This window comes from Microbacterium lacus, assembly GCF_039531105.1.
GTDB lineage: Bacteria > Actinomycetota > Actinomycetes > Actinomycetales > Microbacteriaceae > Microbacterium > Microbacterium lacus.
In genome coordinates, this window is sequence record NZ_BAAAPK010000001.1 from 3,017,924 (window position 1) to 3,041,677 (window position 23,754).

26 protein-coding genes are annotated in these 23,754 nt (G+C 69.6%); 12 read left to right on the forward strand and 14 right to left on the reverse strand.

The genetic code is table 11. The features are described from left to right. The first annotated feature begins 2 nt into the window (after positions 1-2). Positions 3-809 carry a tyrosine-protein phosphatase gene (locus ABD197_RS14295; protein WP_344055525.1) on the forward strand — a complete coding sequence of 269 codons (807 nt, stop codon included), beginning with the start codon at positions 3-5 and terminating at the stop codon, positions 807-809. On the opposite strand, the gene ABD197_RS14300 is transcribed toward ABD197_RS14295, so the two are convergent. The 4 genes from ABD197_RS14300 to ABD197_RS14315 all read right to left on the reverse strand — a co-directional run bounded on the left by ABD197_RS14300 (position 791) and on the right by ABD197_RS14315 (position 1,883). After that, positions 791-1,066 (reverse strand): glutaredoxin family protein, encoded by a 276-nt coding sequence (locus ABD197_RS14300; RefSeq protein ID WP_344055526.1) that lies wholly within the window; start codon positions 1,064-1,066, stop codon positions 791-793. The two genes, ABD197_RS14295 and ABD197_RS14300, sit on opposite strands and share 19 nt — an antisense overlap. Next, positions 1,063-1,356 (reverse strand): rhodanese-like domain-containing protein, encoded by a 294-nt coding sequence (locus ABD197_RS14305; RefSeq protein ID WP_344055527.1) that lies wholly within the window; start codon positions 1,354-1,356, stop codon positions 1,063-1,065. Before ABD197_RS14305 ends, ABD197_RS14300 begins: the two co-directional genes overlap by 4 nt. Positions 1,357-1,469: 113 nt before the next feature. Continuing rightward, positions 1,470-1,568 (reverse strand): 30S ribosomal protein bS22, encoded by a 99-nt coding sequence (locus ABD197_RS14310; RefSeq protein WP_003792170.1) that lies wholly within the window; start codon positions 1,566-1,568, stop codon positions 1,470-1,472. Between the two features lie 123 nt (positions 1,569-1,691). Continuing rightward, entirely contained in the window at positions 1,692-1,883 is a 192-nt protein-coding gene (locus ABD197_RS14315; RefSeq protein WP_257503521.1) for a helix-turn-helix domain-containing protein, read from the reverse strand. A 158-nt stretch (positions 1,884-2,041) separates the two neighbouring features. Between ABD197_RS14315 and ABD197_RS14320 the strand changes: the two genes are divergently transcribed. Beyond that, positions 2,042-2,431: a hypothetical protein gene (locus ABD197_RS14320; protein ID WP_344055528.1), complete on the forward strand. Its 390-nt coding sequence runs from the start codon at positions 2,042-2,044 to the stop codon at positions 2,429-2,431. A 7-nt stretch (positions 2,432-2,438) separates the two neighbouring features. On the opposite strand, the gene ABD197_RS14325 is transcribed toward ABD197_RS14320, so the two are convergent. After that, a complete protein-coding gene (locus ABD197_RS14325) occupies positions 2,439-2,846 on the reverse strand; it encodes an ArsR/SmtB family transcription factor (RefSeq protein WP_344055529.1) in 408 nt (135 codons plus the stop codon). Between the two features lie 101 nt (positions 2,847-2,947). Between ABD197_RS14325 and ABD197_RS14330 the strand changes: the two genes are divergently transcribed. Further along, a complete protein-coding gene (locus ABD197_RS14330; RefSeq protein WP_344055879.1) occupies positions 2,948-4,351 on the forward strand; it encodes a TrkH family potassium uptake protein in 1,404 nt (467 codons plus the stop codon). Then, positions 4,344-5,015: a potassium channel family protein gene (locus ABD197_RS14335; protein ID WP_344055530.1), complete on the forward strand. Its 672-nt coding sequence runs from the start codon at positions 4,344-4,346 to the stop codon at positions 5,013-5,015. Before ABD197_RS14330 ends, ABD197_RS14335 begins: the two co-directional genes overlap by 8 nt. Positions 5,016-5,027: 12 nt before the next feature. Here the strand turns inward: ABD197_RS14335 and ABD197_RS14340 are convergent, their stop codons facing one another. The 3 genes from ABD197_RS14340 to ABD197_RS14350 all read right to left on the reverse strand — a co-directional run bounded on the left by ABD197_RS14340 (position 5,028) and on the right by ABD197_RS14350 (position 8,002). After that, complete coding sequence (locus ABD197_RS14340) at positions 5,028-5,723, reverse strand: potassium channel family protein (RefSeq protein WP_344055531.1); 696 nt, start codon at positions 5,721-5,723, stop codon at positions 5,028-5,030. Next, on the reverse strand, positions 5,716-7,083 hold the full coding sequence (locus ABD197_RS14345) for a TrkH family potassium uptake protein (RefSeq protein WP_344055532.1): 1,368 nt from the start codon (positions 7,081-7,083) through the stop codon (positions 5,716-5,718). The genes ABD197_RS14340 and ABD197_RS14345 overlap by 8 nt, the downstream gene beginning before the upstream one ends. Before the next feature lie 88 nt (positions 7,084-7,171). After that, the gene (locus tag ABD197_RS14350) at positions 7,172-8,002 is read right to left on the reverse strand and encodes a bacteriorhodopsin (protein WP_344055533.1); all 831 of its coding nucleotides are present in this window, start codon (positions 8,000-8,002) and stop codon (positions 7,172-7,174) included. Between the two features lie 94 nt (positions 8,003-8,096). Between ABD197_RS14350 and ABD197_RS14355 the strand changes: the two genes are divergently transcribed. Next, complete coding sequence (locus tag ABD197_RS14355) at positions 8,097-8,597, forward strand: MarR family winged helix-turn-helix transcriptional regulator (protein ID WP_344055534.1); 501 nt, start codon at positions 8,097-8,099, stop codon at positions 8,595-8,597. Positions 8,598-8,627: 30 nt separating this feature from the next. Here ABD197_RS14355 and proC read toward each other — a convergent pair whose 3' ends face one another. Then, positions 8,628-9,473 carry a pyrroline-5-carboxylate reductase gene (gene proC / locus ABD197_RS14360; RefSeq protein ID WP_344055535.1) on the reverse strand — a complete coding sequence of 282 codons (846 nt, stop codon included), beginning with the start codon at positions 9,471-9,473 and terminating at the stop codon, positions 8,628-8,630. A 124-nt stretch (positions 9,474-9,597) separates the two neighbouring features. On the opposite strand from proC, the gene ABD197_RS14365 reads away from it, so the two are divergent. Continuing rightward, on the forward strand, positions 9,598-10,710 hold the full coding sequence (locus ABD197_RS14365) for an alpha/beta fold hydrolase (protein WP_344055536.1): 1,113 nt from the start codon (positions 9,598-9,600) through the stop codon (positions 10,708-10,710). Positions 10,711-10,756: 46 nt separating this feature from the next. Next, the gene (locus ABD197_RS14370; RefSeq protein WP_344055537.1) at positions 10,757-11,737 is read left to right on the forward strand and encodes a cation diffusion facilitator family transporter; all 981 of its coding nucleotides are present in this window, start codon (positions 10,757-10,759) and stop codon (positions 11,735-11,737) included. A 317-nt stretch (positions 11,738-12,054) separates the two neighbouring features. On the opposite strand, the gene tadA is transcribed toward ABD197_RS14370, so the two are convergent. Continuing rightward, a complete protein-coding gene (gene tadA / locus ABD197_RS14375) occupies positions 12,055-12,516 on the reverse strand; it encodes a tRNA adenosine(34) deaminase TadA (protein ID WP_344055538.1) in 462 nt (153 codons plus the stop codon). A 55-nt stretch (positions 12,517-12,571) separates the two neighbouring features. Between tadA and upp the strand changes: the two genes are divergently transcribed. Continuing rightward, on the forward strand, positions 12,572-13,204 hold the full coding sequence (gene upp, locus ABD197_RS14380; RefSeq protein WP_344055539.1) for a uracil phosphoribosyltransferase: 633 nt from the start codon (positions 12,572-12,574) through the stop codon (positions 13,202-13,204). A 6-nt stretch (positions 13,205-13,210) separates the two neighbouring features. On the opposite strand, the gene ABD197_RS14385 is transcribed toward upp, so the two are convergent. The 3 genes from ABD197_RS14385 to ABD197_RS14395 form a co-directional block, all read right to left on the reverse strand. Next, positions 13,211-14,458 (reverse strand): type III PLP-dependent enzyme, encoded by a 1,248-nt coding sequence (locus tag ABD197_RS14385; protein WP_344055540.1) that lies wholly within the window; start codon positions 14,456-14,458, stop codon positions 13,211-13,213. Further along, complete coding sequence (locus ABD197_RS14390; RefSeq protein WP_344055541.1) at positions 14,455-14,976, reverse strand: hypothetical protein; 522 nt, start codon at positions 14,974-14,976, stop codon at positions 14,455-14,457. The genes ABD197_RS14385 and ABD197_RS14390 overlap by 4 nt, the downstream gene beginning before the upstream one ends. Positions 14,977-15,162: 186 nt before the next feature. Beyond that, positions 15,163-18,708, reverse strand: a complete 3,546-nt coding sequence (locus tag ABD197_RS14395; RefSeq protein WP_344055542.1) for a TM0106 family RecB-like putative nuclease — start codon at positions 18,706-18,708, stop codon at positions 15,163-15,165. Positions 18,709-18,854: 146 nt separating this feature from the next. Between ABD197_RS14395 and ABD197_RS14400 the strand changes: the two genes are divergently transcribed. The 4 genes from ABD197_RS14400 (at position 18,855) to ABD197_RS14415 (ending at position 23,532) form a co-directional block, all read left to right on the forward strand. Continuing rightward, positions 18,855-19,283 (forward strand): YdeI/OmpD-associated family protein, encoded by a 429-nt coding sequence (locus ABD197_RS14400; RefSeq protein ID WP_344055543.1) that lies wholly within the window; start codon positions 18,855-18,857, stop codon positions 19,281-19,283. A gap of 36 nt (positions 19,284-19,319) precedes the next feature. After that, positions 19,320-21,389, forward strand: a complete 2,070-nt coding sequence (locus ABD197_RS14405; protein WP_344055544.1) for an NAD(+) synthase — start codon at positions 19,320-19,322, stop codon at positions 21,387-21,389. Positions 21,390-21,392: 3 nt separating this feature from the next. After that, the gene (locus tag ABD197_RS14410; RefSeq protein WP_344055545.1) at positions 21,393-22,856 is read left to right on the forward strand and encodes a phytoene desaturase family protein; all 1,464 of its coding nucleotides are present in this window, start codon (positions 21,393-21,395) and stop codon (positions 22,854-22,856) included. A 118-nt stretch (positions 22,857-22,974) separates the two neighbouring features. Beyond that, positions 22,975-23,532 carry a phosphorylase family protein gene (locus tag ABD197_RS14415; RefSeq protein ID WP_344055546.1) on the forward strand — a complete coding sequence of 186 codons (558 nt, stop codon included), beginning with the start codon at positions 22,975-22,977 and terminating at the stop codon, positions 23,530-23,532. Positions 23,533-23,538: 6 nt separating this feature from the next. On the opposite strand, the gene ABD197_RS14420 is transcribed toward ABD197_RS14415, so the two are convergent. Beyond that, positions 23,539-23,724: a hypothetical protein gene (locus ABD197_RS14420; protein ID WP_344055547.1), complete on the reverse strand. Its 186-nt coding sequence runs from the start codon at positions 23,722-23,724 to the stop codon at positions 23,539-23,541. Between the last annotated feature and the right edge of the window lie 30 nt (positions 23,725-23,754).

A 23,754-nucleotide genomic window follows, 5' to 3' on the forward strand; every position in this document is an offset into this window, starting at 1 on the left:
CGATGGCAGCGGGACACGGGGCGCCGGAGGGCACCGTCAACTTCCGCGATGTCGGCGGGATGCCGCTCATCGGCGGCGGCGCCGTCCGGGCGGGTGTGCTCTTCCGCTCGGATGCGCTGAGCGGACTGACCCCGGAGGGCGGGCGCCGGCTCGCAGACACGGGCATCGGCGTGATCGTCGACTTCCGGACGCCGATGGAGCGGCAACTCTCCCCCGACCGCCTGCCCGCCGAGACCGAGTTCCGCGTCGTGCATCTCGAGCTGCTCGAGGGCGCGTTGAACGGACTGGCCGATCAGGCACTCTCCGCGCCGGGCGCTCACGCCGAGGCGGCCGTCGAGCAGGCCCTCGCGCAACTGCCGCAGCTGAGCGCGCTCTACACATCGATGCTTGCGCACGGAGCCGGCGTCTTTGCCGAGTTCACGCGCGTCGTGGCGGACCCTCCGGCGCCGGACGCCGATCGCGAGGCTGTTCTCGTACACTGCACGGCGGGTAAGGACCGGACGGGCGTGAGCGTCGCGCTGGTCCTGGACGCGGTGGGGGTGCAGCGTGAGGCCCTGATCGCCGACTACGCGTCGTCGGAGGCGAATCTGGCGGGCGCGTGGGCGGACCGGATGTTCGGGATGATCGCCGCCATGGGGATCCCGCGGACACCGGCCCTCGAGGAGCTCATCGCGCAGACGCCCGCGTCGGCGATCATGACGGCACTCGAGTGGGTCGACCGGGAGCACGGCGGCTCTGACGCCTATCTGCGCAGCGGCGGAGCGACCGAGGAGGACCTCGGACGTCTGCGTCAGCGACTCGTCGGCTGAGCCGCGTCCGTGAGCGCCGCTCGAAGACGATCGGCTGAGACTCGCCAGTGCGCGTGCAGCCGGCCGTCGATCAGGATGACCGGGATCTTCTCCCACCACAGTTCGTACAGAGCGGGGTCGTCGGCGATCGACGCCTCGCGAAGCTCGATGCGGTCGGCCACCTCGTCGGGCAGTTCAGCGAGGACCGAACCGACGATCTCCTCCGCCACATCGCACAAGTGGCAGTCGGGCTTGCCGATCAGCGTGATCTCGGTCATCGCTCGACGGGGTAGCCCGCGTCGATCCATCCGTTCGTGCCGCCCTCGACGTTGACCGCGTCGTATCCGCGCGCCTCCAGCGCCTCGACCACACGACCCGACCGCCCACCGAGAGCGCAGATGACATCGAACTCGCCGTCGGGCAGCTGATCCAGCAGTTCGCCGATGCGGGACATCGGAAGGTTCACGGCTCCGGGCACGCGCCCGGCGGCGAACTCGTCGGGCTCGCGGACATCGATGAGAGGGACGCCCTCACGGGCACGGCGCTGCTCGACGGTGATCGACTTCATGGTTCCATTCTGGTGCTGCCCAGACCAGGTGAGCGCCACCGCGGTGCCGACAACACGAAGCGCCCGTCCTCGGACAGGCGCTCGGTGTGCGCGGGCGATGCCCGCGGCCGCTGCTACTTCTTGTTGCGGCGCTGGTGGCGAGTCTTGCGAAGCAGCTTGCGGTGCTTCTTCTTCGCCATGCGCTTGCGGCGCTTCTTGATGACTGAACCCACGGAAAACCTCACTAAGTCGGGGTCTGGGCTACCTGCACTTTCGTGCAGTCGTGCCCGGGAACGGCAAGAACGGAAAAATGCCTTGGCAAAGTCTATCAGGCGCGTCGACCTGAGAAACCTCGCTCAGCCGACGTCGGCGATCGGGCGCTGCAGCGCGTCGGTGACGGCGGACTCGGGAACGCGGTAACTGCGCCCGAACCGGACGGCGGGCAACTCGCCCGCGTGAACGAGCCGGTACACGGTCATCTTCGACACGCGCATGATGTCGGCGACCTCCGCGACGGTCAGGAAGCGCACATCAGGCAGTTCCGCCATGATCTCCCCTTCCCCAGGATCGTGCACAGCACACTCTATGGGGTGCGTGCGACGCCTGTAAACCCGTGTGACCACTGGGATCGAAGCGTGTGCCGTTCCCAGCCGACCCATACCCGCCGCAGAGGTCGCACCTCAGCGCTCGCGCGAGCATCGGACGCATGTCCCGCGACGATTCCGAACCCACTGCACCCGCTCCCACCGCGCCCGCCGAGCAGCCGACCGCCGTCCTTCCCGAAGCGCCGCCCGCCGGAGCGTCGCCTGCCACGCCGGAGCCCACAGCCCCACCGACGCGCCCCTCGTCCCGCGGCTGGCTCATCGGCGGGATCGCCGCGGGAGGCGCGCTTCTGCTGGCACTCGCTTTCGGCGGTGGCGTGGCGACCGGCTTCGCCCTCGATTCGGGTCGAGGCGGGCCCGCCGCTGAGTTCGGAGACCGCGGCTTCCCGGGTGGCGATCCCGGTCAGGGCTGGGGGGACCGCGACGGCGACCGTCCCGCTCCGGGTGCGCCGCAGCAGGACCAGGACCAGGACTCCACGGCGCCGAACTCCTGAGCCCGGCTCAGCGGCCCGGCAGCTTCTTCAGCGCGCTCTCGAACGCGTGCTTGGCCGACGCCGCCGCACGCCCCAGGGTGTCCGCCGCGTGCGCCGCCGAGTCCGGAAGCGTGGAAGAGCCGCCGAGCTCGGCATCCGCCCCGTCGTCGAGGAAGGGGATGAGCCAGTCGTCGACTTCGTCCAGCGGCGCGGCCGACAGGCTGTAGTAGCGGTGCTGGCCCTCTTCGCGAACCGACACCAGCTGCGCCTCGCGCAGCACTTTAAGGTGCTTGGAGACCGTCGGCTGGCTGACACCGAGCTGCTGCACGATGTGCGACACGCTCGTCCCGCGCTCTCCGGCGGATGACCGATCCAGGAGGAGCTGCAGGATGTCGCGGCGGGTGCCGTCCGCGATCACGTCGAAGATGTCCGCCATGTGCTTAGGTTAGTCGGGCATCTGCCGGAGTACCATGACTGAGGTTTCGAGCGAGGGGGCCGCGCATGGCGACTGACCCGAAGGGGTCCTTCGTGACGCGGATGAGAGCCTCCCTGCGCCTGGCCTGGGATCGCCTGCAGGACCTCACCACCGCTTCGCCCGCCAGGTTCGCGGTCCTCGTCTTCGCCGCACTCATCCTGCTGTTCACCGGCTTCCTGTCCCTCCCCGCCGCGACCGCCACCGGCACGCGGGCCCCGTTCGCGGACGCCCTGTTCACCGCGGTCTCCACGATCTGCGTCACCGGATTGACCACGGTGAACATGGGAACGTACTGGTCGCCGTTCGGCCAGGTCATCATCTTCATCGGCGTGAACGTCGGCGCGATGGGCGTCCTCACGCTCGCGTCGATCCTCGGGCTCGTGATCTCCAAAAGACTGGGTCTGCGCGCCAAACTCATCGCGGCGGGCGACACGAATCCGATGCGCGCGCACGGCGGCGTCGTGAACGAAGGACAGACGGTCCGACTCGGCGAAGTCGGTGTTCTGCTGCGCACCGTCGCGCTGTCCACCCTCGTGATCGAGGCCGTGATCGCGGTCCTCCTGTACCCCTCCCTCCTCGTGGGCGGCGTCGATCCTCTCACCGCGCTCTGGGAGGCGCCGTACTACGCCGCGATGGCGTTCACGAACACCGGGTTCTCCCCCAACCCGGACGGCATCCTGCCGTTCCAGTACGACTACTTCTTCCTCACCGTCATGATGGCGGGTGTCTTCCTCGGCTCGATCGGCTTCCCGGTCATCTACACGCTGTGGCGCCACCAGTGGCACGTGCGGCACTGGACCCTGCACGCGAAGCTCACGCTCATCACGACCGTCCTGCTGTTCTTCCTCGGCGCAGCCGCGTTCCTCGCCCTCGAGTTCGACAACCCCGAGACCTTCGGCAGCCGCGATGCGTGGGACACCGTGTTCCAGTCGTTCTTCCTGTCGGCGATGACCCGCTCCGGCGGATTCTCGGTCGTGGACATCGGCGAGCTCAACGGCTCGTCGCTCCTGGTCGGGTCGATGCTCATGTTCGTCGGCGGAGGATCGGCGTCCACCGCGGGCGGCATCAAGGTGACCACCCTCGCCGTCCTCGCACTCGCGGTGTGGTCCGAGGCGAAGGGTCGCCCCTCGGTGCAGGCCTTCGGGCGCCGCATCCCGAGCGACGTGCAGCGCGTCGCGCTGTCCGTCGTCGCGTGGGGCGCGACGATCGTCGCCCTGTCGACCATCACGATCGCGCACATCACCAAGTCGCCGGTCGAGATGGTGCTGTTCGATGTGATCTCGGGGTTCGCCACCGTCGGCCTGTCCACGGGGCTCACCGAATCCCTGCCCGACGCCGGCGTCTACGTCATGGCGCTGACGATGTTCATGGGACGCATTGGTACAGTGACTCTCGCCGCGGCCGTGGCCGCGTCATCCCGTTCGCAGCTGTTCGCGCTGCCGGTGGAAAGGCCGATCGTTGGTTGAGCGCATCAGGGGCGATGCTCCTGTCCTGGTGATCGGACTCGGACGCTTCGGCGCCGCCTGTGCGGGCGAGCTGGATCGCCTGGACCGCGAAGTGCTCGCGATCGATGAGAGCCTGGATCTGGTCCAGAAGTGGTCCGAACGTGTCACGCACGCCGTGCAGGCCGATGCCCGCAACGTCGACGCGCTCAAGCAGATCGGCGCGCAGGACTTCCAGGTGGCCGTCGTCGCCGTCGGATCCTCGATCGAGGCCTCGGTCCTGATCACCGCGAACCTCGTCGACCTGAAGGTGCCGCAGATCTGGGCGAAGGCGGTGTCGCAGTCGCACGGCAAGATCCTCGCCCGCGTGGGCGCGAACCACGTCATCTACCCCGAGCGCGAGGCCGGTGAGCGCGTCGCCCATCTCGTGAGCGGGCGGATGCTGGACTTCATCCGGTTCGACGACGACTTCGCGATCGCGAAGATGTACCCGCCGAAGTTCATCCGCGGAGTCGGGCTGAACGAATCGGGCGTGCGGTCCAAGTACAACGTGACCGTGGTCGGGGTGAAGAGCCCGGGCAAGCCGTTCCGCTACGCGGAGGCGAACACGATCGTCACGAACCACGACCTGATCATCGTGTCGGGTACGAACGGCGACATCGAGCGGTTCGCGGCTCTCGACCGCTGAGGCATCGTCCGGTCAGCGCAGCTGAGCGAAGGCCTCGGCTCTCGACGTCGGCCCGACGATCAAGACCGCCGCGCCGGGAGCGAGCACCGTCGCGTTGTCGGCGTTCTGCCATGATCCGCTGTCGTCGCGGTAGGCCGCGATGGTGACACCATGCTGCTGGCGAAGGCGCGTCTGACCCAACGGCACGCCGACGAAAGAGGCGGGAACGGTGGCTTTGACCAGCGAATAGCCCCGGTCGATCTCGAGGTAGTCGATCGCGGCACCGCGCACGAGGTGCGCCACGCGCCGACCCATGTCCTTCTCGGGATACACGACGTGATGCACACCCAGCTGGGCGAGGATCGTGCCGTGCTGTTCGCTGATCGCCTTGGCCCAGACGACGGGAACCTTCAACTGGAGCAGAAGCGACGCTGTGAGGATGGAGGCCTGCACGTCGTCGCCGATCGCGACCACGACGCGGTCGAACTCGTCCACGGCGAGTTGACGCAGCGCCTCCTCCTTGGTCGAATCCGCCCGGACGACCTGCGTGAGCTGACCGTTGTGCGACTGCACGATCTCTTCGTCGCTGTCGATGCCGAGCACCTCCGTCCCCGACGCCATGAGCTCCAGCGCGAGGCTGCTGCCGAAGCGGCCGAGCCCGATCACCGCAACCGAATCGGCCTCCGCGATCCGGCGGGATGTGTCTGAGAAGAGCGAGAACTTAGCCAATGGCGGGCCTCTCCTTGGGGTATTCGTACAGGATGCGACGTTGTCGCAGCGCGATGGCGCTGCCGAGCGTCAGCGGACCGAGCCGGCCGAGGAACATCAAGAGCACCAAGACGATCTCGGCCGCGTCGGGCAGGTCACCGGTGATGCCCGTCGACAGCCCTACCGTGCCGAATGCCGACACCGCCTCGAAGAACACACGATCGAACGACAAGCCCGTGATGACCATGAGCGAGATCGTCGCCACCATGACGGCCGCGACCGCCATCAGCACCACGGTGATCGCCTGCCGGTGGACCGCGCGAGACAGTCGCTTGCCGAAGATGTTCACGGCGCCCTCACCCCGCAGCTCGGTGGCCATGATGAAGAACAGCACGGCGAACGTGGTCACCTTGATACCGCCGGCTGTTCCCGCGGGCCCACCGCCGATGAACATCAGCACGTCCATGCCCAGCCACGTCTCGTCGTGCATCAGTCCGATGTCGACCGAGTTGAACCCCGCCGTACGGGTCTGCACCGAATGGAAGAAGCCGATGAGCAGCCTCGTCGCAGGATCGTAGGCGCCGAGTGTCTCGGCGTTGGACCACTCGAACACCGTGATGTAGACCGTGCCACCCACGAGGAGGGTTGCGGTGGCCCACAGCACGATCTTGGTGTTCATGCTCCAGTGCAGTGGGCGCCGGAACTCCTTGCGCAGCTGCATGATCACCGGGAATCCGAGCCCGCCGAGGATGATCGCCCCGCACAGGGGCAGGCAGATCCAGGGGTCGGCGGCGAACCCGATCAGGTTGTCGCTGTAGAGCGCGAATCCGGCGTTGTTGAACGACGAGACGCTGTGGAACAGCGCGTACCACGCCGCCTCCGCCGGACCATAGCCATAGGCGAGCATGAAGCGCGGTGCGAGGAAGCAGAATGTGACCGCCTCGATGATGAGCGAGATGAGCAGGATGCCGCGTACGAGCCCGCGGACATCGTCGTAGCCGACGGCTTTCGCCTCGGCGGCGGTGTTCAGGCGCGAACGGACTGTGAGTTTCCGCGCCAAGGCGAGTCCGACCAGCGACGCGAAGATCATGATCCCCAAGCCGCCGAGCTGGATGAGGACGAGGATCACGACCAGCCCGAACGGGCTCCAGTGCGTCGCCGTGTCCAGCACGGTGAGGCCGGTGACGCACACTGCGGAGGTCGCCGTGAACAGCGCGTCGACGAAGCCGGTCCATTCGCCCGAGCGCGACGAGATCGGGAGACTGAGCAGCGCGGTGCCGATCAGGTTGGTCGCGGCGAAGCCGGCCACGACAGCCTGAGCGGGGTGCAGGCGTATTCCACGGCGCGACCTTGTCGCCACGGGGGCGGCACGGGTGGACACGGAGAGCGACTCTAGCCGCTCTCCGTGTCCGCACACCACCGCACCCGAATTCGCGCGATCGGCAGGGAGCCGGCGGCTCCCCTCGGCATCAGGGCTTGACGGCGCGCTCGGTCAAGCTCACGGTCTCGGCGTGCGAGCGCTCCTGCTGGGCGAAGGATGGATCCTCGATCCACGACTTCGTCTTCGCGACCTGGTAGATGATGATGCCGTACACCGCCTTGGCGACGATGTCGGCGATCGAATAGCCGACCTGCTTCCACACCCACCCGTCGGCTCCGACATCCAGCGACGGCAGGAGGTAGGCGATCGGGTACACGCCCCAGCTCAGCAAGAGGAGGTAGCGCAGGCGGCTGATGGTGCCGCGCACGGCTTCCGGCTGGGTCTTCAGGGACTTGCTGAGCTCGACGAACAGCACCCACAGGATGAACAGGAAGGGGATCGTGGACAGGATGCCGAAGATCGTCCGCACGCCGACGTCCTCGCTGATCTCACCGGGGTAGCCCAGGACGATCATCAGGATCGATGCGGGAACGAGCTGCATGAGCAGCTTGTTCTGCATCGCGCGCGCCAACGCGAGCACGGCGACGAGTTCCACGAGCAGCAGCGGAACGGTCAGCAGCCAGTCGACGTAGCGGTAGCCCTCGTTGAAGGCGGCTCCCTCTGCGAGCGTGTAGTCGCCGGCGCCGCCGATCGCGGTCGTCGTGTACGCCGCGTTGAACGAGTCGAAGATGCGGAAGTAGTGGTAGGCGGCGATTCCGCAGACGATCAGCGCGATCGTGATCGCGGGTCGATAGCGCGGGAGAACCCTCGGCAGCGAGATGAGCAGGAAGATCGCGGTGAACAGCTGAGCAGCGATCACGAGGGAGAGCGAGTTGTAGACCGTCGAGTGCTGCGCGGCGGTCAAGAGATCGGGTATCACGATGACTCCTCCTTGTTTAAGCAACTATTCAAGTTACTGTCTAAGTACGTTTATTACACAGCATGTCAACAAGGCGCTTGAGTACCATGAGTGCGTGACGAGAGACGAGGACGCGGATCAGGACGGCCGTTCGTACAAGCTCAGCGCCTTTCCCGCCGCGGCAGTCCGGTTCTCCCGGGCGCTGGATCGAAACCGGGAGCGGATCGCTGAGGAAGAGGGCCTGTCTGCCAGCGAGCTGCGCGCGCTGTTCTACATCGGCGAACACGTGGCCGTGACGCCCAAGCGCCTCGCCGCCCATATGCACATGACGACCGCGGCCATCACGCTCATCTCGCGCCGACTGGTCGAAATCGACCTGCTGCAGCGCCTCGACAACCCCGATGACCGCCGAAGCGTCATGCTCTCGCTCACACCGCGTGCGCACGTCGCCATGGAACGCATGCACAGCGACTTCGCCGAGATGATCACTGGCGCAACCGCCCACCTCAGCTCCGCCGAGCTCGCGGCGTTCACCACCCAGCTCGAGTCCGTGGCGACCGCGATCGCCGACCACACCGCGCGGCTGGACCGCGAACGCAGCATCGCGGCGCTCTGAGCGCCGCGGCTCCCCCGGCTGCTCTTCCCGTTACGCGCCGGCCGCGAGTTCGCGCGCGCGCTCGAGCGCGGCATCCGTCGCCCGGACGAAGACGTCGTCGAGGTGCGCGTCCTGCAGGACCGCCACCGCGCGCTCGGTCGTGCCCTTCGGGCTCGTCACCTGCCGCCGCAGCTCGGCGGGGTCGACATCGGATGCCGCCAGCAGCGCCGTCGCGCCGATGAAGGTCTGCTCGGCCATCGTGCGGGCGTCCGCCTCGCTGAAGCCCTTACCGATCGCGGCCTTCAGGAACTCCTCGATCAGGAGGAACACATAGGCGGGGCCCGAGCCGGAGATCGTCGACAGCGCGTCGATCTGGGATTCCGGCACCTCGATCACGGTGCCGACCGTCTCGAACAGCGCCCGCACGAGGGCGGTGTCCTCAGGCGTCGCGGCCGTCCCCGCGGACAGGCCGGTCACCGCGAGGCCGACGACGGCCGGGGTGTTCGGCATCGATCGCAGCACCGAGGTGCCGGCGGGGAGGATCGACTCGAACGTCGCGATCGTCACTCCCGCCGCGAGGCTGACGACGACGGCGTCGGGACCGAGGTGCGGCGTGATCTCGCTCAGCAGCTCCGGGACCATCGCCGGCTTCACGCCGATGAGCACGATGCGCGCCGATGCGACGGCCCGGGAGTTCCCGTCCGGCTGGTCTTCGAGGGCGATGCTCGTGACGCCGGGCTGACCGGCGAGCGGCTCAGCCTTCGCACGCGTGCGATTGGTCACCGTCACCCCACCCACGGCGAGCCCCGAGCGGACGAGCCCCTGCAGGATCGCCCCTCCCATCGAGCCCGCGCCGATGATCGCGATGGGGGGCAGGGCAGGGGTCTGTGCAGGCATGCCGATCATCCTAACCAGGCTGCGAGGATGCGAACCTGAAACCCCGTTCACCGGCGTGCGGGGCGGGGCTATAGTCGAGGAAACAGCGGCGAAAGACCCCCGCGCACAACGAAGGATCCTTCCCATGAGCCTCTTCGACGGCATCCGTTCCCGCATCGTGGAAACCCCGGATCTGAACGTGGGCGTCCTCGAGAGAGAAGGCGACGATCCGGCGACACCTCCGGATCGGACCGTCGTGCTGATCCACGGCAACGTGTCGTCGTCGCTGTTCTGGCAGGAGGTCATGCAGGACCTGCCGAGCGACCTGCGGGTCATCGCGATCGACCTGCGCGGCTTCGGCGCGACCGAGCACGCGCCGGTGGATGCGACCCGGGGCGTCCGCGACTTCAGCGACGACGTGTTCGCGACGCTCGAGGCGCTCGGGATCCCGACGGCGCACCTGGTCGGCTGGTCGATGGGCGGCGGCGTCGTGATGCAGTATGCGTTGGATCACCCGGTGCTGAGCCTGACGCTGCAGTCGCCCGTCTCGCCGTACGGGTTCGGGGGTACGCGCCGCGACGGCACCCGGCTCACGGATGACGATGCCGGGACCGGCGGCGGCGGTGCGAACCCCGACTTCGTGCAGCGCCTCATCGACCGCGACACGACGGCGGACGCGCCCACCTCACCCCGGAGCGTCTTCCGGTCGGGCTATGTCGCGGCCGGGTACACGACCGAGCACGAGGACACCTGGGTCGAGTCGATGCTCGCGACCTCGACGGCCACGGGCAACTATCCGGGCGACGGCGCGGCGAGCGCGAACTGGCCCGGATTCGCCGCGGGCACGATCGGCGTCCTGAACACCATGACGCCGCGGTACTTCGACGTCTCGGGCATCGTCGAGCTCGACCCGAAGCCGCCGATCGCGTGGATCCACGGCACCGCCGACGCGATCGTCTCGGACACGTCGTTCTACGACCTCAACTACCTCGGACAGCTCGGGATCGTGCCCGGCTGGCCCGGCGCGGACGTCGCCCCCGCCCAGGAGATGGTCGCGCAGACCCGCGACGTGCTCGACGCGTACGCCGCCGCGGGCGGTGAGGTCACCGAGGTGGCGCTGGAGGGCGTCGGGCATTCGGCGCACCTGGAGGCGCCCGCGGAGTTCCGTCACGCGCTGCTGTCGGTGATCGGCTACGTCGGGGCTCCCGCCGATCCCTCACCCCCGACCGAGACGATCATCCTCAAGTCCGCCGACTGACGCGGGCGCGGACGCGGGCGGGTCCGGGAACCTAGACTCGTCACTCATGAGTGCATCGGGTGGCGGCAAGGCGATCATCGCCGCGTTCTTGGCGAACATGGGCATCGCCCTGGCGAAGTTCATCGCGTGGTTTTTCTCGGGCTCAGCCTCGATGCTCGCCGAGGGCATCCACTCGGTCGCCGACTCCGGCAACCAGCTGCTGCTCCTGCTGGGCGGCCGCAAGGCCAAGAAGCGCGCCGACAGCGAGCACCCGTTCGGATACGGCCGCGAGCGCTACGTGTACGCGTTCGTCGTCTCGATCATCCTGTTCTCCGTCGGTGGTCTGTTCTCGATCTACGAGGGCGTCGACAAGCTCACGCACCCGCACGAGCTCGAGAACGTGTGGGTTCCGCTCACGGTGCTGCTGATCGCGATCGGACTGGAATCGTTCTCGCTGCGCACCGCGATCCGTGAGAGCAACCTCGTCCGCAAGAAGGGCGAGTCGTGGGTCGGCTTCATCCGGCACGCGAAGGCACCCGAGCTGCCCGTCGTGCTCCTCGAGGACGTGGCGGCCCTCATCGGACTCGTCTTCGCCCTCCTCGGCGTCGGGCTCACCACGATCACCGGCAACTCGGTGTTCGACGCGATCGGCACGCTCATGATCGGCACGCTCCTGATCGTGGTCGCGATCACGCTCGGCATCGAGACGAAGAGCCTGCTCGTGGGCGAGGGGGCGACGGATGCCGATCACCGCAAGATCGTGAAGGCGATCACCTCCGGCCCCGAGGTGGAGCACCTGATCCACGTGAAGACCCTCTACCTGGGCCCCGACGAGCTCCTCGTGGCGGCGAAGCTGGGGTTCGCGGCGGACAAGCTGTTCGCCGACGTCGCGGCCGAGATCGACATCGTCGAGGCGCGCGTGCGCGCGGCGGTGCCGATCGCGCGGGCGATCTACTTCGAGCCCGACGTGTACGCCGGCCCCGACGACTCGGGTTCGCTCGCCGCGCAGCCGGCCACCGAGCAGATCGTCATCCGTTCCGCCGACTGACGCGCGGCATCCACTCTCCGTCGCGCTCTCCCGCCGAGATGGTGGGTTTCTGACCGAGGTGGTGGGTTTCCCGCCGAAATGGTGGGTTCTCCCCCGAGATGGTGGTTCCTCCCCCGAGCTGGTGGGTTCTCCGCCGAGATGGTGGGTTCTCCCCCGACATGGTGGGTTCTCCCCCGAGGCGGTGGACACCATCTCGACGGGGAAGGGACCATCTCGAAAGGAAAGGGACCATCTCGACGCGAGAGGGACCATCTCGGGGGGAGAGGGACCACCTCGGCGGCAGAGGGATCGGCGCGCGGGGCGAAGGGGGCGAGGGGCTAGCGGCGGGCGGTGAAGAACGTGTGCAGGAGGGATGCCGCCTCCTCGGCGTACACGCCGGCGATCACCTCCGCGCGCTGCGGCAGCCGTCGGTCGCGGACGACGTCGTACACCGATCCCACGGCGCCGGCCTTGTCGTCCCACGCGCCGTAGACGAGGCGCGAGACGTGCGCCTGCAGCATCGCTCCGGCGCACATCACGCACGGCTCCAACGTGACCACGAGCGTGCATCCGTCGAGGTTCCAGCCGCCGCGCGCGACCGCGGCCTGGCGCAGCGCCACGATCTCGGCGTGCGCCGTCGGATCGTGGGTCTCCTCGCGCCGGTTGCGGCCCTCGCCGATCACCGCGCCCTCGGCATCCGTCACCACCGCACCGACGGGCACGTCGCCGTCCGCGGCGGCCTCCTGGGCGAGCGCCAGGGCACGTCGCATCGCCGCGGCGTCGGAGGGGGCGGCGATCACCCTCAGAGCGTACGCCCCACCACGCCGGGGAGCCCCGGTGCCATACCCTGAACGTATGCGCCTGCACGTCGCGGATCACCCGCTCATCACCCACAAGCTCACGGTCCTGCGCGACCAGACCACCCCGTCGCCGGTGTTCCGCCAGCTCACCGAAGAACTGGTCACCCTCCTCGCCTACGAGGCCACGCGCAACGTCCGCGTGAGCCCGCACGAGATCCAGACTCCGGTCACCACGACGGTGGGTGTGCGCATCAGCGACCCGCGTCCGCTCGTGGTGCCGATCCTCCGCGCCGGCCTCGGGATGCTGGACGGCATGGTCAAGCTCCTGCCGAGTGCCGAAGTGGGGTTCCTCGGCATGGCGCGCAACGAAGTGACGCTCGAGCCGACGACGTACGCCGAGCGCCTCCCCGAGGACCTGAGCGACCGGCAGTGCTTCGTGCTCGATCCGATGCTCGCCACGGGCGGATCGCTCGGCGCCGCGATGGAGTTCCTCTTCGCCCGCGGCGCCCGCGACGTCACGGCGATCTGCCTGCTGGGCGCGCCGGAGGGCGTCGCGGCGATCGAGAAGCAGGTCGAGGGCCACGACGTGACACTCGTGCTCGGCGCGCTCGACGAGCGGCTCAACGAGAAGGGCTACATCGTGCCCGGACTCGGTGACGCCGGCGACCGCCTCTACGGCACGGTCTGAGTCGGGTCACGCCAGCGCAGCCAGGGCCGGCTCGCGTTCCACGGCGCCGACCCGCGCGACCTCGACGGCGTCCAGCACGGCGATCGTCGTCACGGGTCGGCCGTTGAAGCGGCTGGCCGTCACGACGGTGTACGCGCCCATCGCCGGACTCACGAGCAGGTCGCCGACCTCGAGCTCGGGCATGAGCGCCTCCCGGGCGATCACGTCGCTCGAGTCGCACGTCGGCCCGGCGAGCGTCGCCCAACGGTGCGCAGACGTGTCCGCGGCCTCCAGCTCGCGCTCGGCGAAGATCAGCGGATGCACGTCCTCGGTGAGCACGTTCGAGTACGCCCCGTAGAGGCCGTCGTCCAGGTAGTACCACCGCCCGTCATCACGTTCAGCGACCCCCACGACGCTCGTGACGAGCATCATCGACTCCGCGACCATCGCCCGTCCGGGTTCGGCGAGGATCTCCAGGTCGCCCGCGCGCGCCGCCAGCACGGGGCCGATCACGGCCGCGAGCTCTTCGATCGACCGCACCGCACTGTCGTACGCGATCGGGAAGCCCCCGCCGATGTCTAGCACGTCCAGGTGCACGCCGAGCTCGGCGCGGACGCGATCGATCAGCGCGACCGTCTCCGTGATCGCCGCGGCGAATCGGGCCGGGTCATCGAGCTGGCTGCCGACGTGGAAGCTGAAGCCGGCGACGCGGATGCCGCGCTCGCGCGCCGCGACGATCAGGTGCATGGCCTCGAACGGGCCCACCCCGAACTTGCTGGACAGGTCGCTCTTCGCGTGCGGGCTGCGGTACGCGAGCCGCACCAGGAGCCGGACATCCGACGGAGCTCCGATGAACTTCGCCAGTTCGATCTCGTTGTCGATCACGAACGTCCGTACGCCGGCGTCGATCGCCTCCGCGATCTCAGCGGGCTTCTTGATCGGGTGCGTGTGGATGATGCGTCCGCGCGGCACGCGATCGAGAAGCGCGAGCTCTTCGCCGGTCGCCACGTCGAAGCCGCACCCCTCCTCCGCGAGCGTCTCCAGGACCCCCTCGTGAGCGAGGGCCTTCACCGCGAAGTGGAAGTCGACGAACGGCAGCGCGGCCCGCAGGCGGCGGTACTGGGCGCGGACGCGCTCGGTCTGCAGCAGCAGAACCGGTGTGCCGTGCAGCGCGATCGCCGCGCGAGCGGCATCCGATCGCATCAGGGAGGCGGCCTCTTCGCGACGCGCGTCGCGGAAGGCCTCCTCCGCGCGGCGGGTGGTGGCGATGCTCACGAGTCCTGCTCCTTGGCGCGTCGTTCGCGCAGACCCGTCTTCGCGGTGATCATGAACGATCCGGCGGCCACCGCGTAGAAGATGATGTCCGCGACCACCTTGCCCGCCAGCAGACCCCACACCGGATCGGGGATGAGCCAGACACCGAGTGTGAGCGCTGCGGGGCGCACGAGCAGCGTGTCCAGAAGCTCGGCCGGCCCGAACTCGGCGACCAGCAGCATGAACGTGCGCACGACGGCGTTGCGGCCGTTCGCCGACACCGCGGACTGCTCGGCGTAGATCGTGATCGCCAGGACGGCGTAGAAGCCGAGGCTCTCCCCCACGATGGCTGCAAGCGCGATGAGTGCAGGGACATCGGTCCAGGCCGTGACGGCCAGCCCCGCCACGATCATCGCCGCGGTGCCCACGATCTCGGCGGGCAGGTAACGGATGACCCAGAAGAGCAGTCCGCGCCGCTTGGGCGCGTCCGCGGTGGCGGTTTCCAGACGGACGGTGGATCCGGCGTCGATGGCAGTCATGTTCTCCCCCTCGTTGAAAGGGAGAGCGCCCCGGGCACGCGGTGATACGTCGGCGCAAGACAGAGATGGCCGCAGCATCCACCCCTCGCCGAACGGATGCCGCGGCCTGCGTCCCGAAAGACGCCTGGATAGCGTACGAACTCCGGGTTCCGGAACGGACGGGGTTGACAGTCGCGCCCGAGCCGTCTAATGGGCCTCGAGCACCGTCACCGGCTCGCGCGCGTCCACCGACGCATCGGCGGACTGCGTCAGCCGGACGAACCCGCTGAGCCGCGCCACTCCGTCCGGCGTGCGCGGGAGGTCGTCCAGCAGGCCCGGTGACGAGACCAGATACGCCGTATGCATCGCGCGGGAGATCGCCACGTTCAGCCGGTTGCGCAGCAGGAGGAACTCGAGTCCGCGCGGTGCGTCGCGCCCGGACGACGCGGCGAGCGACACGATCGCCACCGCGGCCTCCTGACCTTGGAAGCGATCGACCGTCCCGACCGGCACGTCGGGGAATCCGGCATCCGTCAGGGCCCGCTCGACGGCCACCTGCTGCGCGTTGTACGGCGTGACGACGATGATGTCGCGCTCGCCCAGCGGGCGGGGCGGCAGCGTTTCGGCGTCGCCGTCCTCGCCGATGCGGATGCCGGTCCACTCGCGCCCGACGAGGTCGCGGACGAGCGCGGCGACGACGGCCGCCTCCTCGGGAGACTGCGTCGCGTTGCCGTGATGGCGCACCGGGATCGGAAGGAGACCCGGACGGATGCCGTCCAGGACGCGCCGCGCCGTCGCCGGATGCGCGGCGAGCTCGCCACCGTAGGACAGCCGGGAGACGGGCGCCGCGACCTCGGGCCTCATGCGCCACGTGCGCGCCAGGAAGTACCCGTACTCGGCGGGGATCACATCGGCCCCGTCGATCACCCACCCGAGCGCGGATCTGTCCACAGGTGCGGGATGGGTCCCCTGGCTGACCTGCGGCAGCTGCTGCGGGTCGCCCAGCAGAAGCAGCCGCGGCGCCGCGAGGGAGACCGCGATCGTCGAGGCGAGGGAGAACTGTCCGGCCTCGTCGATCACGAGCAGGTCGAGGCTGCCCCGGGGTACGCGCCCCTCGTGCGCGAAGTCCCACGCGGTGCCGCCGACGACGAACCCGGTCGCAGCGTGCTCCGCGGTGAATGCGGTCATGCCGTTCTTCGGGATCGCCGTGTACGGGATGCCGGGGGCGGAGGCGTCCTTGGGCGCCTTGCCGACGATGCCCGGCTCGACGCCCGCCGCGACGACGCGTCCGAGCATGTGCTCGACGACGTTGTGCGACTGCGCGACGACTCCGACCCGGAAGCCGTGCTCGCGCACGAGCCGCGCGATGACGTGCGAGCCGACGAACGTCTTGCCGGTCCCGGGCGGTCCCTGCACCGCGAGGTAGCTCTGATCGAGGTCGAGCACCGCGCGGACGATCGCGTCGACGTCGTCGCCGGTCGATGCCGGGAGAGACCCGCCGCGGGTGCGCGGGGGTCGGCGCAGCAGGATGTCAGTCGCTGGATGGCCGGGCAGATCGGGCGCGGCGGCGAGGAGACCATCGGCCCAGTCGTCGATCGCCGCCTGCTGACGGCCGGCACTCGGCGGCGCCTGGGGTGTCAGTGCGATCGGCAGCTCGTCCCACGTGTTCCCGTCCACCGCGAGCTCTTCGACGATCGCCCCGTCATCGAGCACCTCGACGACCGTGACCGTTCGGACGCCGTGGATCCACCGCGGCTTCGCATCGAACGGGAACGGCGCGGGCAGCTCGTAGATCGCGAACGGCGAGGAGCCCCCACTGAGCCGCGTTCCGGGTGCGAGCTCGCCCCGAAGCTCGACGCGTCGGCGCTCGCTCTTGCCCTCGGGGTGGTGCCAGTCCTCGATGACGCGTGACCGGGTGGCGTCGACGACCGTGACGTCGCGGGTCTCCTCCCACAGCGACAGCGGCTCGCGCAGGCGGAGGAAGTGCGTGGCCCAGAACGATTTGGCCTCGCGCGGGTAGTAGTCGATCGCCGCGGCGCCCAGCTGCAGGGCGGCGGACTCGGGTGATTCGTCGGGCAGGTCTGCGGCGAGCGCCGTGAGGGCGACCGCGCGCGGAGACGGCTCGTACGACCGCTCGTCCGGGTCCTGGTTCGGCGTCGGGCGGAGCCCCGCCTCCCGCGCATGGTCGACGAGCCAGTCCCGCAGACGCCTCGTCGAGACGCAGTCGTAGCGGTTGTAATCGGCGAGGTCGTCGAAGATCGCCTGCGCCGCCGCATCCGCCCCCTCGTCCTGCAGCGCGCGCGCCTCGACGTAGCGGACGATCGAGTCGTCGCCCTTCTGCACGTCGCTCGTGCGGACGTCGGCGCCCATGTAGAGCGGCTCGAGCTTCTTGATCGAGTACGACCGCGACCCGACCCGCAGCGCCTGCCGGACGATCGGGTACAGGTCGACGAACACGCCGTCGCGCAACAGGCGGTCGACCTCGGCCTCGCGCGTCCCATAGCGCGCCGCCATCGTCAGCAGGTGCGTCGGCTCGTACGGGGCGTAGTGGTAGATGTGGAAATCCGGATGCCGGGCCCGGTGCACCTCGAGAAGATCCAGGAAGCGCTGCAGAGCCGCCTTCTCGTCGGCGAACGAATGCGCCCACAGCGCGCTGTACTGCTCGCGGACGTCCACCCACCCGAACAGGTAGTCGATGCCCCACACCGTCGCATCGCCCTCGGTGTAGAGCGGATCGCCCTCGAAGTCGAAGAACAGGTCTCCGAGGTCGGGCCGCGGGAGGGCACCGAGCGCCTTCGGCGCGACGACTTCGTACGGCGGCGGGGCGCCGGTCGGGTCGGCCCCGCCCGTGCCCGCCGGCGCGCTCAGCTGCAGCCGCGCCTGCGTGCGCAGCATCGCGAATGTGTCCGGATTCATGCCCGCGGGCCCGGTCGGAGCCGCGGCGAGAGCGTCGATCGTCTCGACGCCGGCGGCGCGCAGCCGCTCGCGCTGCACCGGGCGCATTCCCGCCACGAGCAGGAGGTCGCGATTCGCGATCACTTCGAGGTCGCACGTCGCGCACCGCCCACACGCGATGACCCCGAGCTCGCCGCGGGGGTCGCCCCATGCGATCGCCGGCGCGTCGGCGCCGCGGTCGAGCGCGCGGTCGGCGATCAGGGCGCGCAGGCGGGCGCGGCGGAGATCGAACACGGGGAGCAGATCGTCGACGAGATGCTCGCTCGTCGACCCGTCGCCCAGCAGCAGCTCGACGCGATCGGAGCGCGGGATGCCGAGCCGGTCGAGCTGATCGGCGTAAGCGGCCAGCTGCATGAGTGCGGTCACCCGGGCGCGGCGCGCGAGTTTGCTGTCCTGCACCATCCACCGGCCGCCCTCGTCGCGGACGAGGAAGTCGGCAAAGCCCACGAACTCGTCCGTCGCGAAAGCCGCCTGGTAGATCACGTCTGCGTCCGAGGCGAGGGCGGTGTTCGTGTGGGCGACGGCGGCGGCCAGCGCGTCGGCATCCGATGATCTCGCCGCGGCGATCTCGATCACGCCCTCACCGAACCGGCGTCGGTAGTCGGCGAGCACCCGCAGCTCGTGCTCGCCGCCGAGGCGGCCGGCGCGCTCGAGGGTGGCGTCTTCGGGCTCGTCGACCGCCGCGATGCGCCCGAGCTTCGCGTCGATCGCCCGCAGCCAGGCGAACTCGCACTCGGCGGCCGCCTTGAGGTCGCTCGCGCTCCAGACGACGCGCGCCTCAGCCGGGATGTATCGCACAGGGTCCCTTTCGTCCCCCCGATCGTACGTGCGTCCCCCGACACCGCCTGCCGCTCGCGAGAGGGCACACATGCACCCTGGACACGGCGTGTCGCCCTGCACATCTGCCCTCTCGCGGGGAGCAGGGCGGCTGTACGCTCGCGGATATGCGGTTCGAGACGACGCTTCTGCAACAGGGCAACAACACGGGCATCGAGGTCCCGCCCGACCTCGTCTCCGAGCTGGGCGGGGGAAAGCGCGCCGCGGTGCTCGTGACCGTGAACGGCTTCCGCTATCCGAGCACGCTCGCGGTCATGGGCGGGCGCCACCTGATCCCGTTCTCCTCCGACAAGCGCGCCGCCACGGGGTTGACGGGCGGAGATCCGATCACGGTCGACCTCGAGCTCGACACGACCCCGCGCACCGTGGAGGTGCCCACGGATCTGGGTGCCGCGCTCGATGCCGCAGGAGCGCGGCAGGCGTTCGACGCCCTCGCCCCGAGCGCGCGCAAGGCGCACGTCACGAATGTCGAAGGCGCGAAGACCGCGGACACCCGCGACCGCCGGATCGCGGCGATCGTGGCGAAACTCGGCTGACGCGACGAAGCGCCGCCCTCCTGACAGACTGGGCGGATGAGCCTCGACTTCGAGAGTGCCTACCGCCACGGCTTCGCCCGCATCGCCGCGTGCACGATCCCCGTCGCGATCGCCGACCCGGCGCGCAACGCCGAAACCGTGCTCGCGACCGCACGCGCGTGCGACGCCGATGCCGTCGCCGTCGCCGTCTTCCCCGAGCTGTGCCTGACCGGGTATGCGATCGACGACCTCGTGATGCAGGATGCCGTGCTCGATGCGACCGAGCACGCCATCGCGACGCTCGTGGCGGCATCCGAGGATCTTCTGCCGATGCTCGTGGTGGGTGCGCCGCTGCGGCACCGCAACCGCCTCTACAACTGCGCCGTCGTGATCCACCGCGGCGAGCTGCTCGGCGTGGCCCCGAAGTCGTACCTGCCGACGTACCGCGAGTTCTACGAGCGCCGCTGGTACGCCCCCGGCGACGATCAGGCGGGGCAGGACATCCGGATCGGCGAGCTGCAGGCGCCGTTCGGACCCGACCTGCTGTTCGAAGCCCTCGACGTGCCGGGCCTCGTCGTCCACGCCGAGGTCTGCGAAGACGTCTGGGTGCCGATCCCGCCGTCCTCCTCCGCGGCGCTGGCGGGGGCCACCGTCCTGCTGAACCTCTCCGGCAGCCCGATCACGATCGCCCGCGCCGAGGACCGCAAGATCCTCTGCCGGTCGCAGTCGCTGCGGTGCCTCGCGGCGTACGCGTACGCCGCTGCCGGGCAGGGCGAATCGACGAACGACGTCTCGTGGGACGGTCAGACCCTGATCTACGAGGGCGGCACCCTGCTGGCCGAGACCGAGCGCTTCCCCGACGGCCCGCGCCGCGCGATCGCCGATGTTGACCTCGACCGCCTCCGCCAGGACCGCCTCCGCCAGGGCACGTTCGACGACAACCGCCGCGCCGAGCACGCCGACGCGATGTTCCGCACGGTGCATTTCGAACTCAGCCCGCCGACCGGCGACATCGGCCTGCACCGCGCGCTGGACCGCTTCCCGTTCGTGCCGGATGACCCCGCGCGTCTCGCGCTGGACTGCTACGAGGCCTTCAACATCCAGGTGTCGGGTCTCGTGCAGCGCCTCCAGGCGATCGGCGGACCCAAGCCCGTGATCGGCGTGAGCGGCGGCCTCGATTCCACCCACGCGCTCCTGGTGATCGCCCGGGCGATGGATCGCATGGGGCGCCCCCGCAGCGACATCCTCGCCTTCACGATGCCGGGGTTCGCGACCTCGGATCACACCAAGTCCAACGCGATCGCCCTCGCCGAGGCGATCGGCGCATCGATCGAGACGATCGACATCCGGGATGCCGCCACCGAGCTGCTCGGCCGGATCGGGCATCCGTTTGCCGACGGCGAGCCCGTGCACGACGTGACGTTCGAGAACGTGCAGGCGGGACTGCGCACGGACTACCTGTTCCGGCTGGCGAACCAGCGGGGCGGGCTCGTGATCGGCACGTCCGACCTGTCCGAGCTCGCGCTCGGCTGGGCGACGTACGGCGTGGGCGACCAGATGAGCCACTACGCCGTGAACACCGGAGTTCCGAAGACCCTCATCCAGCACGTCATCCGCTGGGTGATCGCCGATGACACGACCGGGCTGAGCGCCGAGGCCAAGCGGGTCCTGCAGTCGGTGCTCGACACCGAGATCAGCCCCGAACTCGTCCCGGCGGGACAGGACGGCAAGCTGCAGTCCACCGAGGACCGCATCGGCCCCTACGCGCTGCACGACTTCGCGCTCTTCCACATCCTCCGCTACGGCATGCGGCCGTCCAAGATCGCCTTCCTCGCCGAGCGCGCGTGGCGCGATGCGGATGCCGGGGCGTGGCCGCCGGGCTTCCCCGCCGAGGACCGGTACGCCTACGACCTGCCCACGGTGGCGAAGTGGCTCCGGGTCTTCCTGCAGCGCTACTTCGCGTTCGCGCAGTTCAAGCGCTCGGCGATCCCCAACGGCCCGAAGGTGTCGCCGGCAGGATCCCTCTCCCCGCGCGGCGACTGGCGCGCGCCGTCGGACGGGAACGCGGCGGTCTGGCTCGCCGAATTGGATGCCGCCCTCCCCGAATCCGCCCGCGCGGACGACTGATCCATGGGCAAGCGCGCCACGGTCGTCGGCAGCGGGCCCAACGGACTCACGGCCGCCGTCGCGCTCGCGCGGGCCGGCTACTCGGTGCGCGTGCTCGAAGCGTCCGCGCAGGCCGGTGGCGGTCTGCGCACTGCCGAGCTCACGCTCCCGGGCTTCCGCCACGACATCGGATCCGCGGTGCATCCCGCCGCGCTCAGCTCCCCGTTCTTCCGCGCTTTCCGGCTGCGCAGCCGGATCGACTGGGTCACCCCCGACATCTCCTACGCCCAACCGCTCGACGGCGGACGGGCGGCGATCGCGTGGCGCGACATCGACCGGACCGCCGAGGCACTGGGAGCAGACGCCCGCGCGTGGCGCGCAGCGCTGCGGCCGCTGAGCTCGCACCTGGACGCCGTGGTGGATTTCACCGGCTCGCAGCTGCTGCGCGTGCCGCGGCATCCGCTCACCACCGCGAGATTCGGTCTGCGCGTCCTGCAGCTCGGAACGGCGCTCGGCCGCGGGACCTTCTCGACGAAGGAGGCAGCGGCCCTGCTGTCCGGGGTCTTCGCGCACGCGAACACCCGCCTGCCCTCGCTCGGCGCCGCCGCGTCGGGGCTCTTCCTCGCCGCACACGGCCACACCGGCGACGGGTGGGCCTACCCCCGAGGCGGCGCGCAACGCATCGCGGACGCACTGATCGCCGACGTGCGCGCGCACGGCGGCGAGGTCGTGACGCAGCACCGCGTGGACTCGCTCGCAGACCTCGACTGGGGCGACCCGGCCGCCGGCGACGTCCTCGTGCTCGACACGTCGCCGCGGCTGCTGCTCACCCACCCGGGGATCCCCGGCGGCTACGCACGGGCGATTCGCCGGTACCGCTACGGCGCCGGCGCCGCGAAAGTGGACTTCGCACTGGACGGCCCCATCCCCTGGGAGAACCCCGACGTCGCGCGATCGCCGACGGTGCACCTCGGCGGAACGCGCGCGGAGGTCGAGCACGCGGAGAACACCGTGGCGCGGGGTGCGGTGTCCGGCCGACCGTACGTGCTCGCCGTCCAGCCGTCGGTCCTCGACCCGACGCGGGCGCCGCGCGGCAAGGCTGTGCTGTGGGCGTACATCCACGTGCCCGCAGACTCCCCGCTGGACCCGACCGAGCTCGTGACCCGGCAGGTCGAGCGCTTCGCTCCGGGTTTCCGCGACCGCGTCCTGGGCTCTCACTCGATGACTGCGGCGGAGCGCGTCGCGTTCAATCCGTCCGACATCGGCGGCGACATCCTGGGCGGCGCGTTCACCGTCGTGCAGGCGGTGCGCCGGCCCGTGGTCTCCCCCACGCCGTGGCGGACTCCGATGCCCGGCGTGTACCTGGGCTCGGCATCCACTCCCCCCGGTCCGGGGGTCACCGGCATGCCCGGCTGGTACGCCGCGCGGCAGGTGCTGCGCGACGCCGGAGTCGGCGAGGTGGTCCCCGCGGACCTGTTCAGCGTCTGATCCGGGCGTTCCCCCGGCAGGTTGGCGACACCGATCTGCAATGGCCCTATGAAACCTCAGGCGCCGTCGCAGGAACATGGCGCCGAAGCTTGCGGGCACGACCTGGGAGACTGGAGGGATGAAACTCCTGGTCGCCGCCCTCGAAGCCGAACTCGTCGCCTTTCCGGAGGACCTTCCGGGATTCGACCGGCTCGTCACCGGTCCCGGCAAGCTGCAGGCGACGTATGCGCTCACCCGTGCTCTGGATGCCGGCAGCTATGAGGAGATCGTCGTGGTCGGCACCGCGGGTGCGATCGACACACTGCTGAGTGCGGACGTGTACGAGATCGATGCCGCGATCCAGCACGATGTGACCGACATCGACGGGATCGTGGGCCAGCACGTGTCCCTGCCGCCCCGCGTCGAGCTCGGACGCGAGGGTGTCACGATCGCGACCGGCGACCACTTCGTCGACGACGTCGAGGCCGTCGCGGTGATCCGCCCGCTCGGGGCGGGTCTGGTCGACATGGAGGCCTACGCGTACGCGTGGGTGGCGGAGCAGTTCGGCGTCCCGATCCGCGTGATCAAGGCGGTCTCGGATCGTGCGCAGGACGACGCGATCACCGACTGGCGTGCGACGGTGACCGCCTGCAGCGCTCAGCTGCGCGAGTTCATCCGCGACGAGTACGGCGTCTGAGCCGGCTCAGACCTCGGTGTCGCGGCGCGAGAAGATCACGCGCAGGATCACGAAGACGATCAGCGCCACGACCGCGACCGCGAGCAGCTTGAAGACGAAGGCCAGCACCGAGAACAGGATGTTCACGAGGAACCACGCGATCACGATGGCTGCGACGACGCCGACGATGGTCCAGATTGTTCCCTTGTTCACCCCTCCAGCCTACGGCGCCTGAGCCCTGCT